Annotated in this window: 24 protein-coding genes; 20 read left to right on the top strand and 4 right to left on the bottom strand. The window is 37.0% G+C overall.

The window, feature by feature from the left end; all coding sequences use genetic code 11:
- The first annotated feature begins 63 nt into the window (after positions 1-63).
- The 16 genes from Q0983_RS07270 to Q0983_RS07195 all read left to right on the top strand — a co-directional run bounded on the left by Q0983_RS07270 (position 64) and on the right by Q0983_RS07195 (position 17,458).
- Positions 64-1,146, top strand: a complete 1,083-nt coding sequence (locus Q0983_RS07270) for a DUF4382 domain-containing protein (protein ID WP_299550742.1) — start codon at positions 64-66, stop codon at positions 1,144-1,146.
- A 182-nt stretch (positions 1,147-1,328) separates the two neighbouring features.
- Positions 1,329-2,330 (top strand): MoxR family ATPase, encoded by a 1,002-nt coding sequence (locus tag Q0983_RS07265; protein ID WP_299550996.1) that lies wholly within the window; start codon positions 1,329-1,331, stop codon positions 2,328-2,330.
- 115 nt (positions 2,331-2,445) lie between these two features.
- A complete protein-coding gene (locus tag Q0983_RS07260) occupies positions 2,446-3,312 on the top strand; it encodes a DUF58 domain-containing protein (protein WP_299550740.1) in 867 nt (288 codons plus the stop codon).
- Between the two features lie 26 nt (positions 3,313-3,338).
- On the top strand, positions 3,339-5,033 hold the full coding sequence (locus Q0983_RS07255; protein WP_299550738.1) for a BatD family protein: 1,695 nt from the start codon (positions 3,339-3,341) through the stop codon (positions 5,031-5,033).
- Positions 5,033-6,037, top strand: a complete 1,005-nt coding sequence (locus Q0983_RS07250) for a VWA domain-containing protein (RefSeq protein WP_299550736.1) — start codon at positions 5,033-5,035, stop codon at positions 6,035-6,037. The genes Q0983_RS07255 and Q0983_RS07250 overlap by 1 nt, the downstream gene beginning before the upstream one ends.
- Before the next feature lie 116 nt (positions 6,038-6,153).
- Positions 6,154-7,191: a VWA domain-containing protein gene (locus Q0983_RS07245; RefSeq protein WP_299550734.1), complete on the top strand. Its 1,038-nt coding sequence runs from the start codon at positions 6,154-6,156 to the stop codon at positions 7,189-7,191.
- A gap of 95 nt (positions 7,192-7,286) precedes the next feature.
- On the top strand, positions 7,287-7,895 hold the full coding sequence (locus Q0983_RS07240) for a peroxiredoxin-like family protein (RefSeq protein WP_299550732.1): 609 nt from the start codon (positions 7,287-7,289) through the stop codon (positions 7,893-7,895).
- Positions 7,896-7,900: 5 nt separating this feature from the next.
- Positions 7,901-8,749 carry a tetratricopeptide repeat protein gene (locus Q0983_RS07235; protein WP_299550730.1) on the top strand — a complete coding sequence of 283 codons (849 nt, stop codon included), beginning with the start codon at positions 7,901-7,903 and terminating at the stop codon, positions 8,747-8,749.
- A 27-nt stretch (positions 8,750-8,776) separates the two neighbouring features.
- Positions 8,777-10,552 carry a BatD family protein gene (locus Q0983_RS07230; RefSeq protein WP_299550728.1) on the top strand — a complete coding sequence of 592 codons (1,776 nt, stop codon included), beginning with the start codon at positions 8,777-8,779 and terminating at the stop codon, positions 10,550-10,552.
- Between the two features lie 28 nt (positions 10,553-10,580).
- The gene (locus Q0983_RS07225) at positions 10,581-11,339 is read left to right on the top strand and encodes a tetratricopeptide repeat protein (protein WP_299550726.1); all 759 of its coding nucleotides are present in this window, start codon (positions 10,581-10,583) and stop codon (positions 11,337-11,339) included.
- A gap of 54 nt (positions 11,340-11,393) precedes the next feature.
- The gene (locus Q0983_RS07220) at positions 11,394-11,690 is read left to right on the top strand and encodes a hypothetical protein (protein WP_299550724.1); all 297 of its coding nucleotides are present in this window, start codon (positions 11,394-11,396) and stop codon (positions 11,688-11,690) included.
- A 90-nt stretch (positions 11,691-11,780) separates the two neighbouring features.
- Positions 11,781-13,343 (top strand): SulP family inorganic anion transporter, encoded by a 1,563-nt coding sequence (locus Q0983_RS07215; RefSeq protein ID WP_299550722.1) that lies wholly within the window; start codon positions 11,781-11,783, stop codon positions 13,341-13,343.
- Positions 13,344-13,349: 6 nt separating this feature from the next.
- On the top strand, positions 13,350-14,153 hold the full coding sequence (locus Q0983_RS07210) for a universal stress protein (RefSeq protein ID WP_299550720.1): 804 nt from the start codon (positions 13,350-13,352) through the stop codon (positions 14,151-14,153).
- Positions 14,154-14,195: 42 nt separating this feature from the next.
- Entirely contained in the window at positions 14,196-14,873 is a 678-nt protein-coding gene (locus Q0983_RS07205; RefSeq protein ID WP_299550719.1) for a DUF2490 domain-containing protein, read from the top strand.
- 67 nt (positions 14,874-14,940) lie between these two features.
- Complete coding sequence (locus tag Q0983_RS07200; protein ID WP_299550717.1) at positions 14,941-16,803, top strand: SulP family inorganic anion transporter; 1,863 nt, start codon at positions 14,941-14,943, stop codon at positions 16,801-16,803.
- Positions 16,804-16,828: 25 nt separating this feature from the next.
- On the top strand, positions 16,829-17,458 hold the full coding sequence (locus Q0983_RS07195) for a carbonic anhydrase family protein (RefSeq protein ID WP_299550715.1): 630 nt from the start codon (positions 16,829-16,831) through the stop codon (positions 17,456-17,458).
- 47 nt (positions 17,459-17,505) lie between these two features.
- Here the strand turns inward: Q0983_RS07195 and Q0983_RS07190 are convergent, their stop codons facing one another.
- Positions 17,506-18,033, bottom strand: coding sequence for a CvpA family protein (locus Q0983_RS07190; protein WP_299550713.1), 528 nt, complete (start codon positions 18,031-18,033; stop codon positions 17,506-17,508).
- A 69-nt stretch (positions 18,034-18,102) separates the two neighbouring features.
- Between Q0983_RS07190 and Q0983_RS07185 the strand changes: the two genes are divergently transcribed.
- From Q0983_RS07185 to Q0983_RS07175, 3 genes are all read left to right on the top strand, one after another.
- Positions 18,103-18,459, top strand: coding sequence for a hypothetical protein (locus tag Q0983_RS07185; protein ID WP_299550710.1), 357 nt, complete (start codon positions 18,103-18,105; stop codon positions 18,457-18,459).
- A 145-nt stretch (positions 18,460-18,604) separates the two neighbouring features.
- Entirely contained in the window at positions 18,605-19,624 is a 1,020-nt protein-coding gene (pheS, locus tag Q0983_RS07180) for a phenylalanine--tRNA ligase subunit alpha (protein ID WP_299550707.1), read from the top strand.
- An 18-nt stretch (positions 19,625-19,642) separates the two neighbouring features.
- A complete protein-coding gene (locus tag Q0983_RS07175) occupies positions 19,643-20,560 on the top strand; it encodes a bile acid:sodium symporter family protein (protein ID WP_299550705.1) in 918 nt (305 codons plus the stop codon).
- Position 20,561: 1 nt separating this feature from the next.
- On the opposite strand, the gene Q0983_RS07170 is transcribed toward Q0983_RS07175, so the two are convergent.
- Positions 20,562-21,014 (bottom strand): pyridoxamine 5'-phosphate oxidase family protein, encoded by a 453-nt coding sequence (locus Q0983_RS07170; RefSeq protein WP_299550703.1) that lies wholly within the window; start codon positions 21,012-21,014, stop codon positions 20,562-20,564.
- Positions 21,015-21,021: 7 nt separating this feature from the next.
- Positions 21,022-22,611, bottom strand: a complete 1,590-nt coding sequence (locus tag Q0983_RS07165; RefSeq protein WP_299550701.1) for a sulfatase — start codon at positions 22,609-22,611, stop codon at positions 21,022-21,024.
- 97 nt (positions 22,612-22,708) lie between these two features.
- On the opposite strand from Q0983_RS07165, the gene Q0983_RS07160 reads away from it, so the two are divergent.
- Positions 22,709-23,104: a hypothetical protein gene (locus Q0983_RS07160; protein ID WP_299550699.1), complete on the top strand. Its 396-nt coding sequence runs from the start codon at positions 22,709-22,711 to the stop codon at positions 23,102-23,104.
- Between the two features lie 124 nt (positions 23,105-23,228).
- Here the strand turns inward: Q0983_RS07160 and Q0983_RS07155 are convergent, their stop codons facing one another.
- Positions 23,229-23,591 carry a DUF559 domain-containing protein gene (locus Q0983_RS07155; protein WP_299550697.1) on the bottom strand — a complete coding sequence of 121 codons (363 nt, stop codon included), beginning with the start codon at positions 23,589-23,591 and terminating at the stop codon, positions 23,229-23,231.
- Between the last annotated feature and the right edge of the window lie 81 nt (positions 23,592-23,672).

The following is a 23,672-nucleotide window of genomic DNA, read 5'->3' as shown; positions in this document are numbered from 1 at the left end:
CTGCAAGTGTTTGAACAAACCGAATAGCAGATTCTCTCGCATAAGTATTTAAAAGCTTTTATTATGAATAAATTAAAATTAATATTTCCACTGCTTTTTCTATGTTTTTTGATCTCTTGTAATGATAATGATCCCGGATCTACAAACTTGAATAAAGAAGCTCCCACTATAACGGTGCGTTTGGTTGATAACCCGGGAGATTATGATGCGGTTAATGTAGAGATCGTTGATGTTACCATTAAAATGGATGATGATAGTGATGATGAAGATGGGTGGATATCATTAGAAGCTGAAAGTGACATTGTTAATTTATTAGATTTTACGGGGGGCATCAGTAAAGTTTTAGTGGATAGATTCCCAATTCCTGCCGGTACGCTATCTCAAATGAGATTGGTTCTTGGTGATGGAAATACCATTGTAATAGAAGGGGAAAATGAGGAGCTGGAAGAATTTGATCTTAAAACCCCCAGCGGACAACAATCTGGTTTAAAGGTGAAGATAAATAAGGTTATTGAAGAAGGGTTCACTTATGATTTTATTTTAGATTTTGATGTTGAAAAATCAATAGTACATGCCGGGAACTCAGGAAACATTATTTTAAAACCGGTACTTTATGCCAGTGCTGAAGCAAGTTCCGGTATTATTGAAGGTACAGTATCTCCAACGGATGTACCGGCCATGGTAAAAGTTCTTGTGAGTGACCCTGACGGAGATTATGAAGTGACAGCCTTCACTGATGAAAATGGAGTCTTTGCCCTATGGGGTGTGCCTGCTGGGACCTATGAAGTTATAGCGACTCCAACGGATGAAGAAGGTGATTATAATCCCGGAAGTGCCAGCGGCGTTGTAGTAGTTAATGGTGAAATAACAACTATTGCGGATCCTATTGTTCTGCCTTTAAAACCCGGTTCTATAAGCGGAACAATCTCAGGTCTTGCTGAAGGAGTTAAAGCCACTGTTTCAATTAATGATACTGACGCTACAAGCGTGGAAACCAATGATGATGGAGCATATCTCATTGAGAATGTAGCACCTGGGGATTACAAAGTAACTATTAGTGCTGAGGGTTATGTGACCCAGGAAATTGACATTACCCTGGAACCGGATGAAGATGAAATAGTAGACGCCACACTGGTTTTGGAATAAGCACGAATGCATAAATCAACTAAAAAAAGCAACGCCATTAGCGTTGCTTTTTTTTTAACCTCGTATTAACAGCTATTGTCTTAATATTTTAACCAATTCTTAACAAGAATTCAGTAAAAATTTTAACAATTTGCAATGCTCAAAGAAGCTTATTATATTCGGGCTTTAAAAAATAAAAAATGATGGAAGAAACAGGTACAATTGATATTAAGACAATTAACGAGAAGATTGAAAAAGAAAGTGCTTTTGTTGATTTACTGATGCTGGAAATGAATAAAGTCATTGTAGGCCAGAAGCACATGGTAGAACGTTTGCTTATCGGCTTGCTGGGCCAGGGGCATATTTTATTGGAAGGTGTTCCGGGACTTGCAAAAACCCTGGCTATTAACACCTTGTCACAGGCAGTAGATGGTAGTTTTAGCAGAATTCAATTTACTCCGGACTTATTACCTGCCGATGTTATCGGAACTCTTATTTATAACATAAAAGAAAACGATTTCTCAATAAAGAAAGGTCCTATTTTTGCAAATTTTGTGTTGGCCGATGAGATCAACAGGGCACCGGCAAAAGTTCAGTCGGCCTTACTGGAGGCTATGCAGGAAAAGCAGGTGACCATTGGAGACGAAACCTTTATTTTGGATAAACCTTTCCTGGTAATGGCCACGCAAAACCCGGTGGAGCAGGAAGGAACCTATCCGTTACCCGAAGCACAGGTAGACCGTTTTATGTTGAAAACTGTTATAGATTATCCTAAAATTGATGAAGAGCAACTTATTATCAGGTCTAATCTGAAAGGGGCTTTTGAAAAAGTAAACCCTGTAGTTTCCATCAAGCAAATCTTAACAGCACAACAAGTTGTTAGAGAGGTTTATATGGATGAAAAGATTGAAAAATACATTTTGGATATCATTTTTGCTACAAGATATCCTGAGAAATATAAACTTGCCGATTTAAAACCGCTTATTTCTTTTGGAGCATCACCTCGAGGAAGTATCAATTTGGCCTCTGCGGCTAAATGTTATGCCTTTATTAAGCGTCGAGGCTATGTAATTCCCGAAGACGTTAGGGCAGTGGTTCATGATGTGCTACGTCACAGAATTGGTATTACTTATGAAGCTGAAGCAGAAAATGTAACTTCAGTAGATATTATCAACAAAATAGTAAACGAAATAGAAGTACCATAAAATTAGTTTGCAGTATTCGGTCACAGTTGACAGCTGCTAACTCAAAGCCGAATATTGAAAAACTAACGGTTTGGCGATAACTGATAACTGCGACTGAAAACTGTTTACTGAATAGATGGATACTAAAGAATTACTAAAAAAAGTACGGAAAATTGAGATCAAGACACGCAGGTTGTCTGATCACATCTTTGGGGGAGAATACCATTCTACCTTTAAAGGGCGCGGTATGACTTTTAGTGAGGTTCGTCAGTATCAATTTGGAGATGATGTCAGGAATATAGATTGGAATGTTACGGCACGTTACAATGAACCTTTTGTAAAGGTTTTTGAAGAAGAACGTGAACTCACTATGATGCTCATGGTGGATGTTTCGGGATCTAAATTATTCGGGACCGCACAACAGTTTAAAAATGAGGTAGTCACCGAGATTGCTGCAACCCTGGCATTTTCGGCCACTCAGAACAATGATAAGATTGGATTGATCTTGTTTTCAGATCAGATAGAACTTTACATCCCGCCAAAGAAAGGGCGCTCACATGTACTTCGTATCATTCGTGAACTCATAGAGTTTGAACCGGAAAGCAAACAAACGAATATAGCGGAGGCATTAAAGTTTTTATCGAACGTGATGAAGAAGAAGGCCATTGTATTTGTGATGTCTGATTTTATCGCTGATGATTATGAACACACTATGAAAATTGTGTCCGGGAAACATGATGTTACGGGCATTAGAGTTTACGATAAACGGGAAGAAGAGATTCCAAACCTGGGGATGGTTCAAATGTTGGATGAAGAAACAGACGAATGGATGTTGGTTAATACATCGTCGAAAAAAGTGAGGCTTAACTATGGTAGATTTTACAAAGAAAAAGTGGATTATTACAAAGAGAGTTTTACCAGGTCAGGAGCAGGAACTATCGACTGTAGAGTAGATGAAAGTTATGTAAAAAAGTTGTTAGGATATTTTAAACGAAGAGGGTAACAAGCACAAAGTGCGAAGTTAGAAGTATGAAGGGATTAAGAGTAAAAGACAAAGGTTCTATAAAGTTAAAAAGCAAAAATAAGAAGGTTTCTGGCTTTGGGCTTCAGGCTTCAAGCTGCCTGTCCTTGTTCTTTATGCTTTATTCTTTGTTCTCTCATGGCCAGGTAACCTCTTCAATTGACTCCACTTCCATTAAGATCGGGGAACAAATCACCTATAAAATTCAGGTCGAAACAGATACTACTGATTTGGTAGTTTTTCCTGAAGGGCAAACGTTTTTGCCATTGGAAATGATAGAATCATATACCATTGATACCCTCAAAGAAAATGACAGATACAATCTCATTAAAAAATACGGACTAACACAATTTGATTCAGGCGCCTATACCATTCCAAGGCAAAAAATAGTTGTTGGGGACCAAACATTTTTCACCGATTCTTTAAAAGTTGAAGTGAGTAATATAGTTGTAGATACCACCAAACAGGGGTTGTACGATATAAAACCCATTATAGAGGTAAAGAGAAAAGGAGGCAATTGGTGGAAATATGTGTTATTTACTTTACTGGTCATTGGTGTTGTCGGGGTTATTTTGTGGTGGTTTATTTGGCGTAAAAAACCGTTGACCGAAGAAGAGCAAATAGCGTTATTACCTCCTTATGACAGAGCCAAATTAGCTTTAAAAAAGCTGGATGAAAGTCATTATTTGCAACATGAAGAGTTAAAAACTTATTATTCGGAATTAACCCTGATCATCAGAAAATATTTAGATGAAAAGGTTTATGACCATGCTTTAGAGAGTACTACGGATGAGTTGATTTCAAGACTCAGATTGCTAAAAGATGGCAATCAGATAGACTTAAGTAAAGAGACTATTAAGAATATAGAAAGTATTTTAAAGCGGGCCGATTTAGTGAAATTTGCAAAGTCAGCCCCCGATATTGCTTTGGCAGAGTTGGATAGAAATACTGTTGATGCTGAAATTGACCATGTAAAAGAAGTGCTGCCGGAACCAACTGAAGAAGAAAAACTGCTTGATGAAAAATACAGACAAGAGTTAGAGCGTAAAAAGAAGCGTAAAAAAACAATTATTACGGTTGCTATTAGTGTGTTTCTTTTAATGGTCACTATTGGTGGGTTCTCTATAAAGTATGGGTTCAATTATGTGAAAGACACCATTATAGGTCATGATAGTATGGAACTTTTAAAGGGTGATTGGGTTACCAGTGAGTATGGTTTTCCGCCTATATCTATCTCAACACCTAAAGTTTTAAAACGATTAGAGCCTGAGTTACCGGAGGAGTTCCTGGAAAAAGTGGATATCACCATGTTTGGTTATGGTAGCTTGATTGAAAAGTTCAACGTGGTTGTTGCCACTTCAAAGATTAAGAACATGGGTGAAGGTGAGGCTAAGATTGATATTCAACAAGCTATTGAAGGCAATTTAAAGACCATTGAAGCTGCAGGGGCTCAAAACATCATTACCAAAAATGAAAAGTTTGTTACACCTAATGGCGCTGAAGGCTTAAAAGTATTTGGAACTTTAGATATGCCGGTGGCTACCTCAGGTAAATTTGTAAAAGGAAGCTATGTTATTTTAGGTTTTACCGCCGAAAATGTAATACAACAAATTATGCTTACATGGAGAGAGCATGACGTGTATGCAGACCAAATAGTAGAACGCATTTTAAATTCAGTTGAACTTAAAAAAGAAGAAAGCTAATGTTTGAGGGCATTGAATTTTTAAATAAACAATGGTTCTGGTTGCTTTTAGCGCTTCCGCTGGCTATACTGTGGTATATATTTAAACATAAAAGGCAAACGGCCGAGCTTAAAATATCAAGTTTAAAAGGGTTTAAGCTTACCAATGCTTTCTTGCCAAAAGTGAAACATATCTTATTTGTTTTAAGATTGTCGGCACTAATATTTCTAATCACTGCGTTGGCAAGACCCCAAACGGTTGATGTTTCAACAAAGACAAAAACAACCAGTGGTATAGATATTGTAATGGCTATAGATGTTTCGGCCAGTATGCTGGCGAAGGATTTGTCTCCAAACAGATTGGAAGCTTTAAAAGATGTTGCTGCAGAATTTATTAAAGGCAGGCCAAACGATAGAATAGGTTTGGTGGAATATGCGGGTGAAAGCTATACCAAAACACCTATTACCAGTGATAAAGCCATTGTTTTACGTTCTTTGAAAAGCATTAGATATAATAACATCATTGAAGGTGGTACTGCTATTGGTATGGGGTTGGCTACATCAGTCAACCGGTTAAAAGATAGTAAAGCCAAAAGTAAGGTTATTATTTTATTGACAGATGGTGTCAATAATGCGGGTTTTATAGACCCTATAACAGCGAGTGAATTAGCTGTAGAGTATGGTATAAAGACCTATACCATTGGTTTAGGGACAAATGGTATGGCGCTCTCACCGGTTGGTATTTTACCTAATGGAAGTTTTCAATACGGACGAATCCAGGTGGAGATTGATGAGGAACTGCTTAAAGAAATTGCCGAGGCTACCGGAGGAAAATATTTTAGAGCGACCAATAATAAGAAATTAGAAGAGATCTATAATGAGATCAATAAGCTGGAAAAGACAGAAATAGAAGAGTTTAAATTTTATAATTACGAGGAAAAGTACAGGCCATTGGTGTTGTTAGCAGGCATATTATTGCTGCTGGAATTACTAATGCGGTTTTCAATTTTCAGGAGTTTTGTGTAATACAGATTTTAAGAATAAAGAATAAAGACAAAAGATAAATTGATAGTTACAGTATTTCTGAATTCATGGCAAGTTTAAGAACTGCATACTGAATACTGCGACTGAAGACTAAACATATGTATCAATTAGAAGAAAAAATATGGTTTTGGGGTTTGGTGATTATTCCGGTAATGATTCTATTCTTTTTGGTGCTTCAGATCTGGAAGTATAAAACCCAGCGCAAATTTGCAGACAAAGCCTTGCTTAAGAAATTGAGCCCAAATACATCGTTGTTTAAATCGGTGTTAAAAATTGCCGTTCTAAGCTTAGCGTTTTTGTGTTTAACCCTGGCCATGGTAAACCCCAAAATAGGTACAAAATTAGAGACTGTTAAGCGGGAAGGCGTCGATATTGTTTTTGCCGTCGATGTTTCTAAAAGTATGTTAGCCGAAGATATTGCGCCCAACCGATTGGAAAAATCCAAGCAATTAGTGACCCAGATCATTAATAATTTAGCCAGTGACCGCGTTGGGATTATTGCTTATGCCGGTAAAGCATTTCCCCAGTTGCCTATCACAACGGATTACGCTTCGGCTAAAATGTTTTTGCAGGGTATGAACACCGATATGTTGTCGTCTCAGGGAACTGCTATCAGTGAAGCCATAAAGTTGGCCACGACTTATTTTGATGATGAAGAACAAACCAATCGGGTGCTTATTATTATTTCTGATGGCGAGGACCATAGCGAAGAGGCAGCCGCTATAGCTGAAGAGGCCAGTGAAGCGGGGATCAGGATTTTTACTATTGGAGTAGGTGATGTAAAGGGAGGCCCCATTCCTATAAAGCGGAACGGGGTTGTTTTAAATTATAAAAAAGATAATCAGGGAGAAACCGTTATTACCCGTTTAGATGAAGACATGCTTAAAACCATTGCAGAAGAAGCTAATGGAGCCTATATAAACGGTAAGCATACCAAAGATGTAGTAGAGAATATCAGAGATATTTTGAGTAATATGGATAAAACTGAGTTTGAAGCAAAACAGTTTGCCGATTTTAAAGACCAATTTCAATGGTTTTTAGGCTTTGGTATTTTCTTTTTATTGCTGGATGTGTTCCTGTTGGAACGCAAAACAGCATGGTTAAAAAAGCTGAATTTGTTTAATGAGAATTTATAAATTCTTTAACGGAGAAAACATACAGGGTTTTATATATTAGAATTTAAAAGAACATTTGTCGCATTGGACACAGTTGAAGTGTTATGATAAGAAAAATGAAAAATAGAAATACCTATATCGCATTCATGCTTTTGTTTATATCAGCATTTACCTGTGTTGCTCAAATGGCGGAGAAAAACACTAATATTTCGCCTTTATTGATAAGTGAAAAAGTCCCTGATTTAAGTGTTACCTCCATAGAAGGCGATAAGGTGCCGTTAAAAGATGTCTTGAAAAAAGGCTCTTCAGTCATGCTATTTTATAGAGGCGGATGGTGCCCATATTGTAACAGACACCTTTCAGCAGTTGGTGAGATAGAGCATGAGATCAATGCGCTTGGTTATCAGATAATTGGTTTTAGTCCGGATTCACCTGAAAATTTAAAAGTATCTAAAGATAAAAACGATCTCAAATACAAACTTTTTTCAGATGCTGATGGAGCGTTAAGTAAGGCTATGGGCATAGCTTTTAAAGCTCCTAAGCGTCATGCGAGTAGACTGGATAAGTTTTCGGCAGGACTTAATCCCGGGTTTTTACCGGTTCCATCGGTATTTGTTGTAGATACACATGGCACCATCCTGTTTGAGTATATCAGCCCTGATTATAAGCAAAGGATAAGCTCTGAATTGCTATTGGAAGTTTTGAAACAATTAAAAGAAAAATAGGAAAGATGAAACGCGTATTATTTACCATCATAGTATTATTTGTATCTTTTTCTTTTGCGCAGGAGAAACAGGATAAAGAGAGACAATTGGCTTTAAAGAAGGCCAATAATTATGTTTATGAAGGAAATAGTTTGGTTGGTGAAGACGATTTCATTTCCGGTGAAATGGAATACAGAAAGGCTATTTCGGAAAACCCAAATTCGGTTGAGGGTAGTTATAATCTGGGAAATGCTTATTACAAAAAAGGCAATTATGACGAGGCATTGTATCGCCATCAAAAGGCAGCAAATAATAGTACCTCTAAAGAGGAAAAACATAAAGCTTTCCACAATATTGGTAATGTTTTAATGCAAAGAAAACGCTGTAGAGAAGCTGTTGAGGCCTTTAAAAGTGCTTTGAGAAATAATCCAACCGATGATGAAACGCGTTACAATTTAGCTTTGGCAAAAGAATGTGCCAAACAAGAACAGGAAAATAAAGATCAAAACGAGGACGATCAAAATAAAGACCAGAATAAAGAAGACCAGGAACAAAAGGAAGATAATAAGGATAAAAAAGATCAGGACGGCGATAATAAGGAGGACAATAAAGACGAAGGAGACGAAAAGGAAAAAGAAGGTGATGATAAAAAAGATGAAGAAGGAAAACCTAAAGATGAAAAAGACGATGAAGGAAAACAAGGTGACAAGAAGGATGATAAAAAGCAAAAGCCTAAACCTCAACAAGGGAAAATGTCTCCGCAGCAGATAAAGAATTTGCTTGAGGCCATGAATAATCAAGAACAAAAAGTTCAGGAAAAAATGAACGCTGAAAAGCAAAAAGGGATCAAAGTAAAAACCGATAAAGACTGGTAGCCGGGATAGAAGACTGAAGTTGGAAGCATGAAGATAACTAAACACATATCAATCATTGTATGGCTGCTTATTTCAAGTTTTGCAGTGGCTCAGGTAAAGTTTGAAGCCAAAGTAAGTAAACAAAAACTTGGGGTTAACGAGCGCTTGCGTATTGATTTTGAAATGAACAAGGATGGCGATAATTTTAATCCGCCAAGCTTTTCAGGGTTTACAGTTGTTGGGGGGCCAAACCAATCGGTAAGCAACTCATGGATTAATGGGGTTAGAACCTATAAAAAAACGTACAGCTATTTTTTAGCACCAAAAAAACGAGGCACTTTTACTATTGCTCAGGCATCCATAACCATAGACGGAGAAACTTATAAAACCACACCTGTAAAGGTAGAAGTTACAGCGGCTGTTGATATTCCCAAAGACCCCAATGACCCAAGTTATATAGCGTCTGAAAGTATTCACTTGGTTGCTGAAGTCTCTAAAACGGATCCTTATTTAAATGAAGCCATAACCATTGTTTATAAATTATATGTGTCACCAAAAATTGCGGTCGACAATTGGAATGAATTAGATAGTCCGAGGTATAATGATTTTTGGAGCCAGAATATAAATACGCAAGGTCAAAAAGTTCAAAACGGCACTTATAAGGGCGAAGATTATCGTTATTTGGTTTTAAGAAAGACGGTTTTATATCCACAGAAAACAGGAAAACTTAATATTGAACCTTTAACCTTAGATATTGCCATGCGTGTTCCAACCAATAGGCGGGATATTTTTGGTAGCCGCTTAATGACCCGTGTAAACAAAACGATTTCTGCGGGCAACAAGACCATTCATGTAAAATCCCTGCCTGAAGCCGGTAAACCGATTGATTTTACAGGAGCTGTGGGCAGTGATTTCAGGTTAAATGTTTCGGCTTCTAAAACAGAGCTGGATGCTACAGAATCATTACAAATAAAAGTAAGTGTTAAAGGGAAAGGGAATTTAAAACTGTTCAAGCTTCCTAAGATCTCCTTACCAAGTTCTTTGGAAGTTTATGAGCCGGAACACAAAGAACAAATAAAAACCAACTTAACGGGTATGCAGGGAAGTATTTCCGATAGTTATACAGTGGTACCTCAATACAAAGGGAAATACCCGATACCTAGCATTTCATTTTCTTATTTTGATTTAAAAACAGAGCGTTATAAGAGACTGTCATCGGAAGAAATAGTTATTGACGTGCTTAACGGACCGTCATCAAACAATGCCAGTTCGGATAATGCCGCGGTTTCAAATAATAAACAAGCTATTGTACTTAATAGCGACCAGTTTGCTTTTATAAAGACCAAGACAAATTTCAGCAGTATTAATCCGACATATTTCTTCAAAACCAAGGCGTTTTGGAGTTTGGTCATATTGCCTTTTTTAGCCATTCCACTAGCAATTGTTATTAGAAACAGAAAGGCCAGCAGGGACGCCGATGTTTACGGAAACCGAATAAGGAAGGCTGATAGATTGGCAAGAAAATATTTAAAAGGCGCTAAAAAATCGCTTGGACAAAAAGAAGCTTTTTATATCGCTCTGGAAAAAGCATTGCATAATTATTTAAAGGCGAAATTGCATATTGAAACCAGTGATTTAAGTAAAGATAAAATCATTAATCTGTTAAAAGGTAAACAAGTTGCAGAGGAAGTAATTAATGATTTTGTTAGTATTATAGAGAGCTGTGAGTTGGCAAGGTACACACCAATAGATCATGTTACCATGCAGGAAGATTATGAAAAAGCGGCTAAAACCATTTCTTTAATTGATAAACAAGCACGGTAATAGCATCCTGAACAAAGTAAAGAATCTAATGAAACATATAATTTACATCATTATTGCTTTGGTAAATTTTAGTGCTTTTGCTCAAAATCAATCCTTATTTGAGCAGGGGAATGCGTTGTACAATGATGGTAAATATGCCGAAGCTATCGATAAATACACAGCTATTATAGAAACCAATAATCATTCTGCCGATTTATATTTTAATTTAGCCAATGCACATTATAAACTTAATAATATTGCACCCAGTATCTATTATTATGAAAAAGCATTAAAGCTTGATCCTGATGATGCCGATATTAAGAACAACATAGCTTTTGCCAGAAACATGACCATTGATGCCATTGAAGTGGTACCGGAAGCAGGGGTTTCAAGATTAGTGAAAAACATGACCAATACCCTAAGTTTCGATAATTGGGCTAAAGCATCGGTGGCGCTGGTTTTTTGTTTTGTTATCCTATTTCTGATCTATTATTTTGCGTATTCTACCCTTATTAAGCGCTTAACCTTCATAGGTAGTTTAGCCGCTCTGCTTTTGGTTTGTGTAACCTTGGTATTTGCATTTCACAGATATAATTTAGACAAGAAAGATAATCCGGCTATTGTTTTTGTGCAGGAAGCGAAAGTTAAAAGCGACCCTAACTTAAGAAGCGAGGAAGCCTTCAGATTGCACGAAGGAACAAAGGTCCAGGTGATTGATGTATATAACGATTGGAATAAAATTGAGCTTTCCGATGGCAAAACAGGTTGGGTAATTTCAGAGGACATTAGGCTGTTGAACGATTTTTAATATATCCTTAACAAAAAAAAGTATATATTTGTTTTTTAAAATTTTTTAAAACGGGTGTCAAGACAGGTTATTTCTATATTTTTTTCATTGGTTTTTGTGTCTTTTTTGGTGGCACCATCAATCATTGTATTGGTAGATGATTCTGTTGACATTTCCATTTTTTATACATCTTCTGAAGAGGAAGAAAAGGGCAATGAGAAAAATAAAGACGTAGAAAAGCTATTTTTTGAAAGCCTTTGCGCCGATACGGCCTTTACCTTTTCTAATATGGAAAGTGAATTAGAGTATTACTATAAAAAATACGCTAAACCTCATTTAAATTTAATTTCTCCCCCTCCCGAGTTAACATAACGTAAATACTGGTTTTACTGGCATTTTTGCCATTCAATTAATTTTCAAATACCCTGAAATAATCTCTTAGGGTAAAAAAATATTTATGTTATGTTTAAAACAATCAAAAATGATTTGCCGGCAAGTATTGTCGTGTTTTTTGTGGCATTACCGTTATGTTTAGGTATTGCCTTAGCAAGTGGAGCACCACTGTTCTCCGGATTAATTGCAGGAATAGTAGGAGGTATCATTGTAGGGATCTTAAGTGGATCTCAAATTGGGGTAAGTGGTCCGGCTGCAGGATTAGCTGCTATTGTATTAACGTCCATAGGAGCACTTGGTGGCTTCGAAAACTTTTTGGTAGCTGTGGTGCTTGGCGGTGCTATTCAAATTTTATTCGGAGTCCTAAAAGCGGGAGTCATCGGTTATTATTTCCCGTCTTCAGTAATTAAAGGGATGTTAACCGGTATAGGAATTATAATTATCTTAAAGCAAATACCCTACTTTCTGGGTTATGTTTCAGAAAAAGGAGAAGGGACCTTTGAACAAATCTTCAATTCCTTTTCGAATATTAATTTGGGAAGTGCTTTAATAGCTGCAATAGGTTTGGGTATATTAATTCTATGGAATAATGTACTAACTAAAAAAGCAAAGATTTTTCAGTTAATACAGGGCCCATTGGTTGCAGTAATAGTGGGCATTATTTTTTATTCGGTTTTTGGTTCTTCAGAGACCTTGGCAATTCAGGAGGAGAGTTTGGTAAGCGTACCAATTCCATCGGATGTATCATCATTTTTTGGTCAATTCACATTTCCTAATTTTAGTGTCATTTTCCAGGGAGATGTATGGATCGTAGCCTTTACTATTGCCTTGGTGGCCAGTCTGGAAACCTTACTTTGTGTTGAAGCTACCGATAAACTTGATCCGCTAAAAAGAGTGACCCCAACCAATAGAGAGTTATTAGCCCAGGGAACGGGTAATATGCTTTCCGGGTTAATTGGTGGCCTGCCAATAACTCAAGTAATTGTAAGAAGTTCGGCTAATATTCAATCGGGAGGAAGAACAAAGCTGTCTGCCATTATACATGGTTTCTTCCTGATTATTTCGGTAATAGCCATTCCAAAATTACTTAACCTGATTCCACTATCGGTATTAGCGGCCGTTTTATTGATAGTAGGATATAAGTTAGCTAAGCCGGCATTATTTAAAAAGATGTATGAATTAGGATGGAAACAGTTTATTCCCTTTACCGTTACGGTTTTCGGTATTGTGTTTATTGACTTGTTATACGGCATTGGCTTAGGTTTAGGCGTAGGTATCATTGTTATTCTGCTGAAGAGTTATCAAAACTCTCACTTCCTTCATATAGAAGATAAAAGTAATGGCAAGCACAAAATTAAAATGACACTTGCAGAAGAAGTTACATTCTTTAACAAAGGAGCTATTTTAAAAGAGCTTGATAGTTTACCAAGGGATACCTATTTAGAGTTAAATCTCATAAAAACAAGATATTTGGATAATGATATTATAGAAATATTAGATGACTTTGCCTTTAAGGCCGAAGAGCGAAATATTGATATAAAACTAGTTTCTAAAAGAGGCGTTGTTGAAAACCCGGAGAGTTTTATAGAATTCTTTAAAACAAGACCGGCATCCAGTTTAAGTTTAAATTAAGAAATCATGAAAAATAATAACAAATACAAAATATTAGTACTAATAGATTTAAAAAACAGTTCGGATACTGTTTTAAAGACCACTGCCAATTTAGCCAAAATGATTGGTGGAGATATTGACCTTTTACATGTGAGAAAACCAGTTGACATTGTGAAAAACGATAACCAACTGTCTTCAATGCGTACTATTAACAAAGATTATATTACAAGTAAAGACCATATAGAAAGCATTGTAAAATCTGTGGATAAGGAATTAAATATAAGTTATAATTTAATTTATGGTAATGTGAAGCGGGAAATAGAAGAACATATACAGAGTGCCAATCCGGATATTATTGTTTTAGGAAAAAAGAGGTTTAACACCCTGAGGCTTGTTGGTGATAAACTTACTAAGTTTATTCTTAAAAAATACAAAGGGATTGTACTTATAGCTTCCAATAAGCATGTTTTAGGATATAATGAAGACTTATCTTTAGGTGTTTTTAACCACTTTGAGCATTCATCTGACAAAGATTTAGCAAAAAAATTAATGGCTTTGACTCAAAAGCCCATAAAGTCATTTAAAATTCAAAAGACTACAGATAGTTCGGGCCAGGGCCATAGTGATTTGGCATCAAAAGACACCATTGAATATGTCTTTGAACCCAATGACAACGCTGTTAGTAACCTGTCTAATTACGTATTAAAAAATAATATTGATTTATTGTGTATTAACAGAGATAAAATAGGTTCTAAAAATAAGGCAGTATCTAATTTGGATATAAACAACATAATAAAGAAGCTGCATGTTTCTTTATTGCTAACCGGGTGATAGCTAAATGCTGAAAACTCAGGGTTTCATTAAAATATTTTTATGATAAAGCAGGTATGGAGCGTTAATCTGGCAGCATTGGTAATTGGACTAATGCTGCCAATATTGGCTCAAGGTCAGGACAGTAATTTTGGTAACTGGTTAATTTACATTGGTAGTAAAAAATTAGACCAGAAGTGGAACCTTCATCATGAAGTTCAATACAGAAATTACGATGCGGCAGGTGACCTTGAACAACTGCTTTTAAGAACCGGACTGGGTTATACTTTCAATGAAGGCAAGAGTAATGTATTACTGGGTTACGGCTACATTCTTTCTGAAAATTATGTCGGTGATACTGATGATAAGGTTTCGGTTAATGAACACCGTATTTTTCAGCAATTTATTTCAAAACAAAGTATTGGTAGCGTCAGTTTAAGTCACCGTTACAGGTTTGAACAACGGTTTGTGGAAAGTGACTATAAAATGCGCTTTAGGTATTTTTTGGCGTTAAGAGTGCCATTCAAAAACAAGGAAAAGGAAAACTGCAAATTTTATTTATCAGCCTATAATGAGATATTCTTAAATACTAGGAGTGCTGTTTTTGACAGAAATCGCCTTTATGGTGGTTTAGGCTATACCCTTAATAAAAATATTAGAATAGAAGCAGGTTATATGAACCAGTTTTTTGAAACCGGAGGCAGAGACCAATTCAACTTAATAACGTTTGTGAATTTTTAGGCTTGTAAGAAAAATTTAAAAGTGCTATCTTTTTGTTTTTAAGTTAAACTAAAAACCAATCACAAAGATGAAAAACTTATTCTCTAACATTAAAGGCGATGCTTTCGGCGGTATTACCGCTGGTATTGTAGCGTTACCCTTAGCATTAGCTTTTGGGGTATCGTCTGGCTTGGGTCCTAGTGCTGGTCTTTACGGTGCTATTTTTATTAGTTTTTTTGCGGCACTTTTTGGTGGTACAAATACACAGATTTCTGGTCCTACTGCGCCTATGACGGCTGTAAGTATGGTAATTATTGCCGGGATCATAGCAGCCAATGATGGAGATGTAAATAAAGCACTTCCTGTAATTTTAACCGTCTTTTTATTGTCAGGATTAATGCAAATTGGTCTGGGCATATTGGGCCTGGGGAAGTATATTAGATATATACCATATCCGGTGGTATCAGGTTTTATGACGGCCATTGGTGTCATTATATTAATTACTCAGATTTTACCATCGATAGGTTATTACCCCAAGGAAGATGCAGAGCTTGTAGAAACGTATAAAATTCAGGCTGAAGATGTTATTCTTGAAAACATTATTGAGGACGAAGCCAATGAAGGGATTTTAGTTCTTGAAGATTTCAATGAGACTATTAAGCGGGCTAATGGAATAACTGAAGAAGAAATATTAATGGAAAGTAAGACATTAGCAGGTAAAGATGCTTCGGGTGTTTTAGGAACTCTTAAAGTACTGCCCAGAGCTATAAAACAAATAAACTGGTTAGAGCTGGCTCTGGCTTTAGGAACTATTTTTATTATCTATGGATTTAAACGGATCACAAAGGTGGTTCCAAGTACTTTAGTTGCACTGATTGTGATGTCCGGAGTTGCTATAGGCTTTGGATTAAATTACAGACCTATTGAAGAGATTCCCAGCGGACTACCAATCCTAAATATGGAAATCTTTACCCAATTTAAATTAAATAATCTGACGCCATATATTTTTACAGCACTTACTTTGTCGCTTTTAGGAGCTATAGATTCGTTGCTTACCAGTGTGGTGGCAGACAATATGACCAAGACCAAACACAAGCCAAATAAAGAATTGGTAGGCCAGGGTATTGGTAATAGTATTGCAGCCGTTTTTGGAGGGATCCCCGGAGCAGGAGCTACCATTCGTACGGTGGTAAACATCACTTCGGGAGGTAAGACCAGGTTATCCGGTATGATAGCCGGTCTGTTGCTTTTTATTATTCTTTTAGCGTTAGGGCCTATAGCTTCTAAAATCCCGGCAGCTGTTCTGGCCGGTATTTTAGTTACAGTGGGTATTGGCGTAATGGATTATAAAGGCTTAAAAGCTATACCAAGTTTACCAAAAGATGTTAATATCGGTCCTATCAAATTTAGTATGGAGGTTGTAATCATGCTAACAGTTTTGATCTTATCTACTTTCTGGAATTTAGTTTACGCCGTAGGTATTGGTTTAGTGATAGCGTCTTTAATGTTTATGAAGAAAATAGGAGATTTAACTGCCGAACGCTCCGATGTAAAACCATTAAAGGAAGAAGCCTGGGAAGACGAGGTTGGTTTCCCGGAAAGCCTGAAAGAAGAGGTATTCATCAAGCACATTAAAGGGCCTTTATTCTTCGGCTCTACAAGCGATTTCCAACAATTGGCAGCTCAGATTCCGGATACCGCTAAAACAGTGGTCATGAGGTTTGACAGAATGCAATACATGGATCAATCAGGGTTATATGCTTTAGAAGATATGCTGTTGGATCTGAGAAAAAAAGGGGTCGATTTTCTATTCGTCGACTTATTACGTCAACCGCGCTATATGATGGAGCGCATTGATATTATACCGGATTTTGTACCGGAGGAACATATTTTTGACACTTTTGATGAGTGTATGGTATGGATAAAAGAAAATATAGTAGATAAACATTGATTAAACTTAATAAGAGAAGATAATTATGAAAAACGAAGCAATTACAAAAGCAGTTCAGGATACATTAACACCGGCAGGTGTTCTGGAAGATTTATTGGAAGGAAACAAAAGATTCGTTGAAAACAACATGCAATCTGTAGACAACGGTGCGTTAGTATCGCAAACCGTTGGAGGTCAATTTCCTAAAGCCGTTGTCTTATCATGTATAGACTCAAGAGTACCGGTAGAAACGGTTTTAGACCAGGCCATTGGCGATATTTTTGTTGCCAGAGTTGCGGGAAATTTTGAGAACACAGATATATTGGGAAGTTTGGAATACTCTTGTAAGGTAGCCGGAAGTAAACTAATCCTGGTACTTGGGCATGAGCATTGTGGCGCAGTAAAAGCTGCCTGCGATGGTGTTGAACTGGGCAATATCACAGATTTGTTGGCAAACATTTTACCGGCGGTTAAACAATCAGCTGATGAAGTAGAAGGGGAAGCGAATTCATCAAATTCTGAATTTGTTGCCAAAACCGTGGAGAACAATGTCAAGCTTACCATAGAAAGGATCAAAGAGCGGAGCCCGATCTTAAATGAGATGGAAGCTAACGGTGAAATTCAAATTGCAGGTGGTGTATATATGCTGTCATCAGGGAAAGTGGAAATGCTTTAAAAGTTAGATATAATAATCAATAAAAAGCCACCTTTTTGGTGGCTTTTTTATGCTTCATTATTCATTTCTTCAGTATCGGAAGGTTCTTTATTCTCAAACTCCAAAATATAGGGAAATATAGTCGGTACTAAAGATTTAACCGGGTAGTAAAGTACAGATGCATTCAAATCGTCTTCTTCAGCAAAAGGGATCGTCTTATTAAACTTGTCAAAAACAATTAATATCACACTTAAGATTACCGCTATTTTTAAAGCGCCAAAAACACCTCCAAGGAGCTTATTTATAAACCCTAAAGCTGCAAAATCAGCTATTTTCGTCAGTGCTTTTCCAGCTAATGCAATGGTTAGTACAATCACTACAAACGTAATAGCAAAGGCTACAATGTTAATGTATTTTTGTTCCCAATCCACTTTATCCATTAAAAAATCGGCAGCAAAATTACTAAAGTGAATAGCACCGTAAACGCCGGCTACCAGAGCCACTAAAGATGCTACTTCAACAAAAAGCCCTTTCATCAGACCTCTGATCAGGCCGAACAGAATTAAAGCCCCCAGAACGATATCAATAACCCCCATAATATTTCAATTTAAACAAATATAAATAAGTCCTACCTAGTTTATTAACTTTGCAAATTAAAAATTAGTATGTCCAGAGACGAAGAATTAAAAGCACGTTGGGAGCAGGTAGTTGAAAAATTATCTGATCAGTTTGCAGACGGAGACACGTTAGACCTTGATGCCATCATCTATTTAATTGGTGTACAAGAACTTGGGCAACTGGACAGAACTTTTAAAAAAGATCAGAAGTTAGACCTCATGCATATAGCCATTTGCAAGCTGTTAGTGCCTTATGGTTATTATGAACTGGACTTTGTAGATCCTGACGGTTGGCCACATTACAAAGTGCTGGAAAAATTACCACATTTAAAAGCCGGTGAACAAAGTATATTAATGAAAGAGGCTATAGTGAACTATTTTCTGGAAACCGAATTTATTCAATAAATCAGCAAGTCTCTTTTCTTTTCTGTCATTCCTGCGAAGGCAGGAATCCATAAATGGTAAGAGTTCTAATGCTCATAATTATCGGGACTATCACTAACGCATTTCTAACAAAAATCATTAAATTTGCCATCATTTTAAGGATATCATGGTAGATAAATTAAAAGAACTTATTGCAGAAGCCGAGGCGTTTAAGGCACAAACAAAGGAAGAGGTAGAGGCGTTCCGTATAAAATACCTGGGTAAAAAAGGTATTTTAAACGATTACTTTGCCGAGTTTAAAAATGTGGCAAACGAGCAAAAGCGTGAGTTTGGTCAAACCATAAATCAGCTTAAAAAGACAGCGGAAGACAAAGTAGAAGCCTTAAAAGAAGAACTTGAAAGCAAAGAAGAAGTAAAAGGTATTTACGGAGACTTGTCGCGTCCGGGAGAACCTATCCAAATAGGGGCACGTCATCCTATTTCCATAGTAAAAAATCAAATTATAGATATCTTTTCACGTATTGGTTTTAATGTTAGTGAAGGGCCTGAAATTGAAGATGACTGGCACAATTTTACAGCATTGAATTTACCGGAATATCATCCGGCACGTGATATGCAGGATACATTTTTTATTCAAACCAATCCGGATATTTTATTACGTACACACACCAGTTCGGTACAGGTGCGTTATATGGAAAAGAACAAACCGCCTATCAGAACTATTTCACCGGGCAGAGTGTACAGAAACGAAGCTATTTCGGCACGTTCGCACTGTTTTTTCCACCAGGTGGAAGGTCTGTATATAGATAAAGATGTAAGCTTTGCTGATTTAAAGCAAACCCTTCAGTATTTCACTACGGAAATGTTTGGAAAGTCTGAGATAAGGTTGCGGCCGTCTTATTTCCCATTCACGGAGCCAAGTGCTGAGGTAGATGTTTATTGGGGCTTAAAAACCGAAACCGATTACCGTATTACCAAAGGAACCGGTTGGCTGGAAATTATGGGTTGTGGTATGGTAGATCCTAATGTATTGGAAAACTGTGGTATCGATTCTAAGGAATATTCCGGGTTTGCTTTTGGAATGGGTATTGACCGTATTGCCATGTTGCTGCATCAAATAGGGGATATCCGTTTGTTAAGTGAGAATGATGTTCGTTTCCTTGAGCAGTTCAAAAGTGCTCTGTAACCCTGTGTTTCCGATTTTATGAGAACCCTGTGTAAAAGCATTGAAACGTATTTTTACGTACTCATTGTACTTGTTGCCTTTATTGGTTTTCTGTTTCCCGAGTTGTTCTCCTGGGTAAAATCTTATGTAAAACAAATCCTAGGTGGTATCATGTTTTGTATGGGTGCTACTCTGACTTTTAATGATTTTAAAAGCGTCATTAAAACACCAAAATTAATTGGTGTTGGGATACTTCTTCAATATACTTGCATGCCTTTATTGGCTTATGCTATTTCAAAGGTGTTACAATTACCAACGGAACAACTTATAGGGATGGTCATTGTTGGTTGTTGTCCGGGAGGTACGGCCTCTAACCTTGTAACGTATTTATCAAAAGGAAATGTAGCATTATCAGTTACCATAACATTGTGTTCCACAATGTTGGCGCCTTTGCTTACACCATTAATTCTTTTTGGCTTATTAGCCGAAAACATGCCTATTGACGCGTTTACGCTTATGAAAAGTGTATTCTGGATTGTGGTTTTTCCCATTTTTGATGCCTTGATCATCAGACACTTTTTTGAGAAGCAATTTCAGAAAGTGGCATTTGTATTTCCCAGTTTAGCTATCATACTTATTTCGCTTTTGGTTGCTTTTATTGTGGGAGTAAACAAGGATTTATTAATGACTTTGCCTCTGTTGCTATTTTTAGCTATTGTACTCCATAACGGGTTGGGCTATACTTTAGGGTTTTATATATCGAAATTTTTCCGTTTTTCTACCAAAGATTCCAGAACCATTGCTATTGAAGTAGGTATGCAAAACTCCGGTTTGGGATTAGCCTTAGCCAATCAATTCTTTAGCGCGGCAGTAGCTTTACCAAGTGCATTATTTAGCATTTGGCACAATCTGTCCGGAGTCCTTATAGCTAAAAAATGGAGTGCTTCAAAGGGATAAATTAAAGCCCATAGGCCTTTTTAGCACTTGCTATCTGTTCTTCCACTGTAGTATCAGGATAAAGGATGTACCTGGGAGCAATAATGGGCTTAGCACTTTTTACGGTAATTTTAAAAATGGATGAAAACGGAAATTTACCTTCTGTAATTTTTAATAAAGGTTTTTCCAAAGATTCGAATGCATCTTCCGTTTTAGAAATGACACTTGCTTTGCCTTTTAATTGATACCCTTTTTGAACGAGGACATCGATAAAACTCAGGCAGATATTTGGGTTCTCCTTTATGTTTTTAACGGATTGAGGCGATGCGATGTTAGCAATAATAATGGTTTCATCATCAATAAAGGTAAAGATCTCTTTAGGAGAAACATTCGGGACATTTCCGGATGAAGACGTTGCCAGCCAACATAAAACACTCTTTTCAATATAGGCTTTTATATCTTCTGAAAGTATCATTCAAAATTTAATCTTTAGTGACTTTACTCTTCCACCAGTTAGCGTTAGGTTCAAAGTCAGCAGACAGGAATTTCATGCGCTCTTTTTCCTTATCAGGCCAAAGTTTGTTTACAATTTGATGATCACGTGCCTGATCTTTTTCGGCGTCATACAAAGCATCTTTCACGGGGAATTTAGCATTAACTTCATTTAACCAGGACTTCAACTGTTGTTCCATTTTAGAAGCCAATTCAGGTTGTTCACTGGCAATATCAGTTTGTTCCGAGGGGTCGCTTTCTAAGTTATAAAGTTCATTTCTGCCATTTTCCCAGTAGTGAATGAGTTTCCAATTTTGTTCTCTGATAATGGAAGAGGGCTCACCGCCCTGATTCCCGTAATGCGGATAATGCCAATACAGCGGGCGCGCTTCCATTTGGGTGTTTTTATTTTTCAAAACAGGTTTTAAACTAACACCATCAACATGTTGCTCAGGTAATAGGTCATGACCTGTTAAATCTAAAAGAGTTGGGTAAAGATCCGATCCCATAACAGGGTAATCTACACTTCCTGGTTCTATTCCCGGAGCTTTGATAAAATAAGGCTCCCGTATACCGCCTTCCCACTGATATCCTTTGCCACCTCTTAATGGTAAGTTAGAGGTTGAAAAGGCATCGCCTGAAGCCACCCCACCATTATCTGACGTGAATACAACAATGGTGTTTTCGTCCAAACCTAATGCTTTAAGTGTGTCTAAAACTTCACCTACGGCATCATCCATGGCTTCCACCAAACCGGCATAAACAGGGTTGTCCTGTACTTGTCTGATTGGAAGCACACGTTCCATTATATAACCGGTACTGTCTATGCCTTTTTTTTCAGCTTTGTCTCTGTACTTTTGCCATTTTTCCTGAGTGGTTTGTATGGGCCCGTGAACAGCGTAAAAGGATAAAAAAGCAAAGAATGGCTTGTCCTTATTTGACCTTATAAAATCTGCGGTTTCATTAGCTAATCGCATACTCAAGTTTTCACCATCTTCTTTATTGATTAACTTGGGGTTGTCCCAGGGAGAAAAATAACCCCCTTTGGGGCTACCGGCATCCCAGCCACCAATATTGATGTCAAAACCATGGTCTTCGGGGTGAGAGCCATCATCCCCCAGATGCCATTTCCCCGCAAAAAACGTATTGTAACCGGCGTTTTTCATGGCCTCAGCTAAAGATATATCATCTTTTGGCAAGTTATGAACGTACGCTGCCGGAAGTAATTTGTCGTACCTGTTTCTGGTACGCCATGCTTCTCCTGATTTTGCGCCAATCCAATCGGTTATACCATGCCTTGCTGTAAACTGACCCGTAAAAATACTGGCCCTGGAAGGACTGCAAACTCTACAGTTGGCATAGCCCTGAGTGAATATAGTTGATTGACTGGCCAGCCTATCAATATGCGGGGTTTCATAAAAAGTGCTTCCCGTACAACTGAGATCGTTAGCGCCTAAATCATCCACTAAAATGAAAACTATGTTTGGCTTAGTGGTTTCAATACTAGATTTTTCCTGTTTGCATGAGCTTAAAATAATGCTGAAGAGAAATAATGAAAGTAAAATCTTTTTAGTTGGCATAGCTGATGAAATAAATGATGACAACGAATTTAAAGGTTTTATTTCAAAACCAAATATTTAAACCCCTATTTTTGCAAACCGAACAGAACTGGAAAAAATGAAAAAGGATATTGAAATTCCACAGGTTGAAGGTGTTTATATTGCCGTTGTTAACGAGTATAATGACGTTTATAAAACGCAGGACTGGAATGCCTATATAATTAACGATAAAGAAGTTGATCTGGATATGGTCATCATTGTTACCGGTGGCTATTCCGAAAGTAAAACAACTTCGGTTTTAAGAAAGAAGCTTGATAAACTTCCCCGGAAGAGCTATGCTAAAATTGAATTGATGCAGGAAGGTCTATTTGCGTTGAATAATACCTTTAAAGTCTCTTTTTTTGAGGGAAATAAGATGTTTGATAAAACCTATTTGTTTAGAAAAAATACTATAAACCTAAAGGCGTTGCAACCCGTGCCGCTAATGAATGTACAAGGGGTTTTGGTTAAGTAAACCTGCCATTTTCGAAGGGAAGGGATTATACGCAATTTATAAAATTGTTTCTATACAGTAAATTCTCCTCCTTTTAAAGGAGGAGTGGCTTCAATTTAGCCAAACTAAATTGAAGACGAGGTGGTTATTCATTATTAAAACAGTTACTAATCCCTTGAAGAACCAAAGCTAAATTCTCAAACACCATTTTATTCTCAAATCGAATTAGGTTAAAACCCAGACTTTCTAAACGTTTAGTTCGTTCCAAATCATAATTTTGTTGTGCAAAATCTAAATGAACAGCTCCATCTAATTCCACAATAAGCTTTTCACCAGGGCAGTAAAAATCAACTATAAAATATTCAATACTGTGCTGTCTTCTAAACTTTCGCCCTCTTAATTGCTTTCTTTTCAAATGCTTCCAAAGGGTGGCCTCAGCTGAAGTCAGATTTTTACGAAGATATCTTCTACGCTCTTCCAGTTGTTTAAAATTATGAATATTGTCCATATCTTATTGAACCTTTCCATTTCAACCCTTCCGACTTTAATTCTTTAAAGAATTAAAGCCACCTTCCCTTTCAAAGGGAAG

Source organism: Seonamhaeicola sp. (genome assembly GCF_028281565.1).
Lineage (GTDB): Bacteria > Bacteroidota > Bacteroidia > Flavobacteriales > Flavobacteriaceae > Seonamhaeicola.
The sequence above is the reverse complement of the archived record's forward strand: the minus strand, read 5'-3'. Positions and strand labels throughout refer to the sequence as shown.

Bases quoted from the DNA above. Each gene is read 5' to 3' on its own strand.
- Q0983_RS07270 (WP_299550742.1), top strand. From the start codon at position 64: ATGAATAAATTAAAATTAATATTTCCACTGCTTTTTCTATGTTTTTTG.
- Q0983_RS07265 (WP_299550996.1), top strand. From the start codon at position 1,329: ATGGAAGAAACAGGTACAATTGATATTAAGACAATTAACGAGAAGATT.
- Q0983_RS07260 (WP_299550740.1), top strand. From the start codon at position 2,446: ATGGATACTAAAGAATTACTAAAAAAAGTACGGAAAATTGAGATCAAG.
- Q0983_RS07255 (WP_299550738.1), top strand. From the start codon at position 3,339: ATGAAGGGATTAAGAGTAAAAGACAAAGGTTCTATAAAGTTAAAAAGC.
- Q0983_RS07250 (WP_299550736.1), top strand. From the start codon at position 5,033: ATGTTTGAGGGCATTGAATTTTTAAATAAACAATGGTTCTGGTTGCTT.
- Q0983_RS07245 (WP_299550734.1), top strand. From the start codon at position 6,154: ATGTATCAATTAGAAGAAAAAATATGGTTTTGGGGTTTGGTGATTATT.
- Q0983_RS07240 (WP_299550732.1), top strand. From the start codon at position 7,287: ATGAAAAATAGAAATACCTATATCGCATTCATGCTTTTGTTTATATCA.
- Q0983_RS07235 (WP_299550730.1), top strand. From the start codon at position 7,901: ATGAAACGCGTATTATTTACCATCATAGTATTATTTGTATCTTTTTCT.
- Q0983_RS07230 (WP_299550728.1), top strand. From the start codon at position 8,777: ATGAAGATAACTAAACACATATCAATCATTGTATGGCTGCTTATTTCA.
- Q0983_RS07225 (WP_299550726.1), top strand. From the start codon at position 10,581: ATGAAACATATAATTTACATCATTATTGCTTTGGTAAATTTTAGTGCT.
- Q0983_RS07215 (WP_299550722.1), top strand. From the start codon at position 11,781: ATGTTTAAAACAATCAAAAATGATTTGCCGGCAAGTATTGTCGTGTTT.
- Q0983_RS07210 (WP_299550720.1), top strand. From the start codon at position 13,350: ATGAAAAATAATAACAAATACAAAATATTAGTACTAATAGATTTAAAA.
- Q0983_RS07205 (WP_299550719.1), top strand. From the start codon at position 14,196: ATGATAAAGCAGGTATGGAGCGTTAATCTGGCAGCATTGGTAATTGGA.
- Q0983_RS07200 (WP_299550717.1), top strand. From the start codon at position 14,941: ATGAAAAACTTATTCTCTAACATTAAAGGCGATGCTTTCGGCGGTATT.
- Q0983_RS07195 (WP_299550715.1), top strand. From the start codon at position 16,829: ATGAAAAACGAAGCAATTACAAAAGCAGTTCAGGATACATTAACACCG.
- Q0983_RS07190 (WP_299550713.1), bottom strand. From the start codon at position 18,033: ATGGGGGTTATTGATATCGTTCTGGGGGCTTTAATTCTGTTCGGCCTG.
- Q0983_RS07185 (WP_299550710.1), top strand. From the start codon at position 18,103: ATGTCCAGAGACGAAGAATTAAAAGCACGTTGGGAGCAGGTAGTTGAA.
- pheS (WP_299550707.1), top strand. From the start codon at position 18,605: ATGGTAGATAAATTAAAAGAACTTATTGCAGAAGCCGAGGCGTTTAAG.
- Q0983_RS07175 (WP_299550705.1), top strand. From the start codon at position 19,643: ATGAGAACCCTGTGTAAAAGCATTGAAACGTATTTTTACGTACTCATT.
- Q0983_RS07170 (WP_299550703.1), bottom strand. From the start codon at position 21,014: ATGATACTTTCAGAAGATATAAAAGCCTATATTGAAAAGAGTGTTTTA.
- Q0983_RS07165 (WP_299550701.1), bottom strand. From the start codon at position 22,611: ATGCCAACTAAAAAGATTTTACTTTCATTATTTCTCTTCAGCATTATT.
- Q0983_RS07160 (WP_299550699.1), top strand. From the start codon at position 22,709: ATGAAAAAGGATATTGAAATTCCACAGGTTGAAGGTGTTTATATTGCC.
- Q0983_RS07155 (WP_299550697.1), bottom strand. From the start codon at position 23,591: ATGGACAATATTCATAATTTTAAACAACTGGAAGAGCGTAGAAGATAT.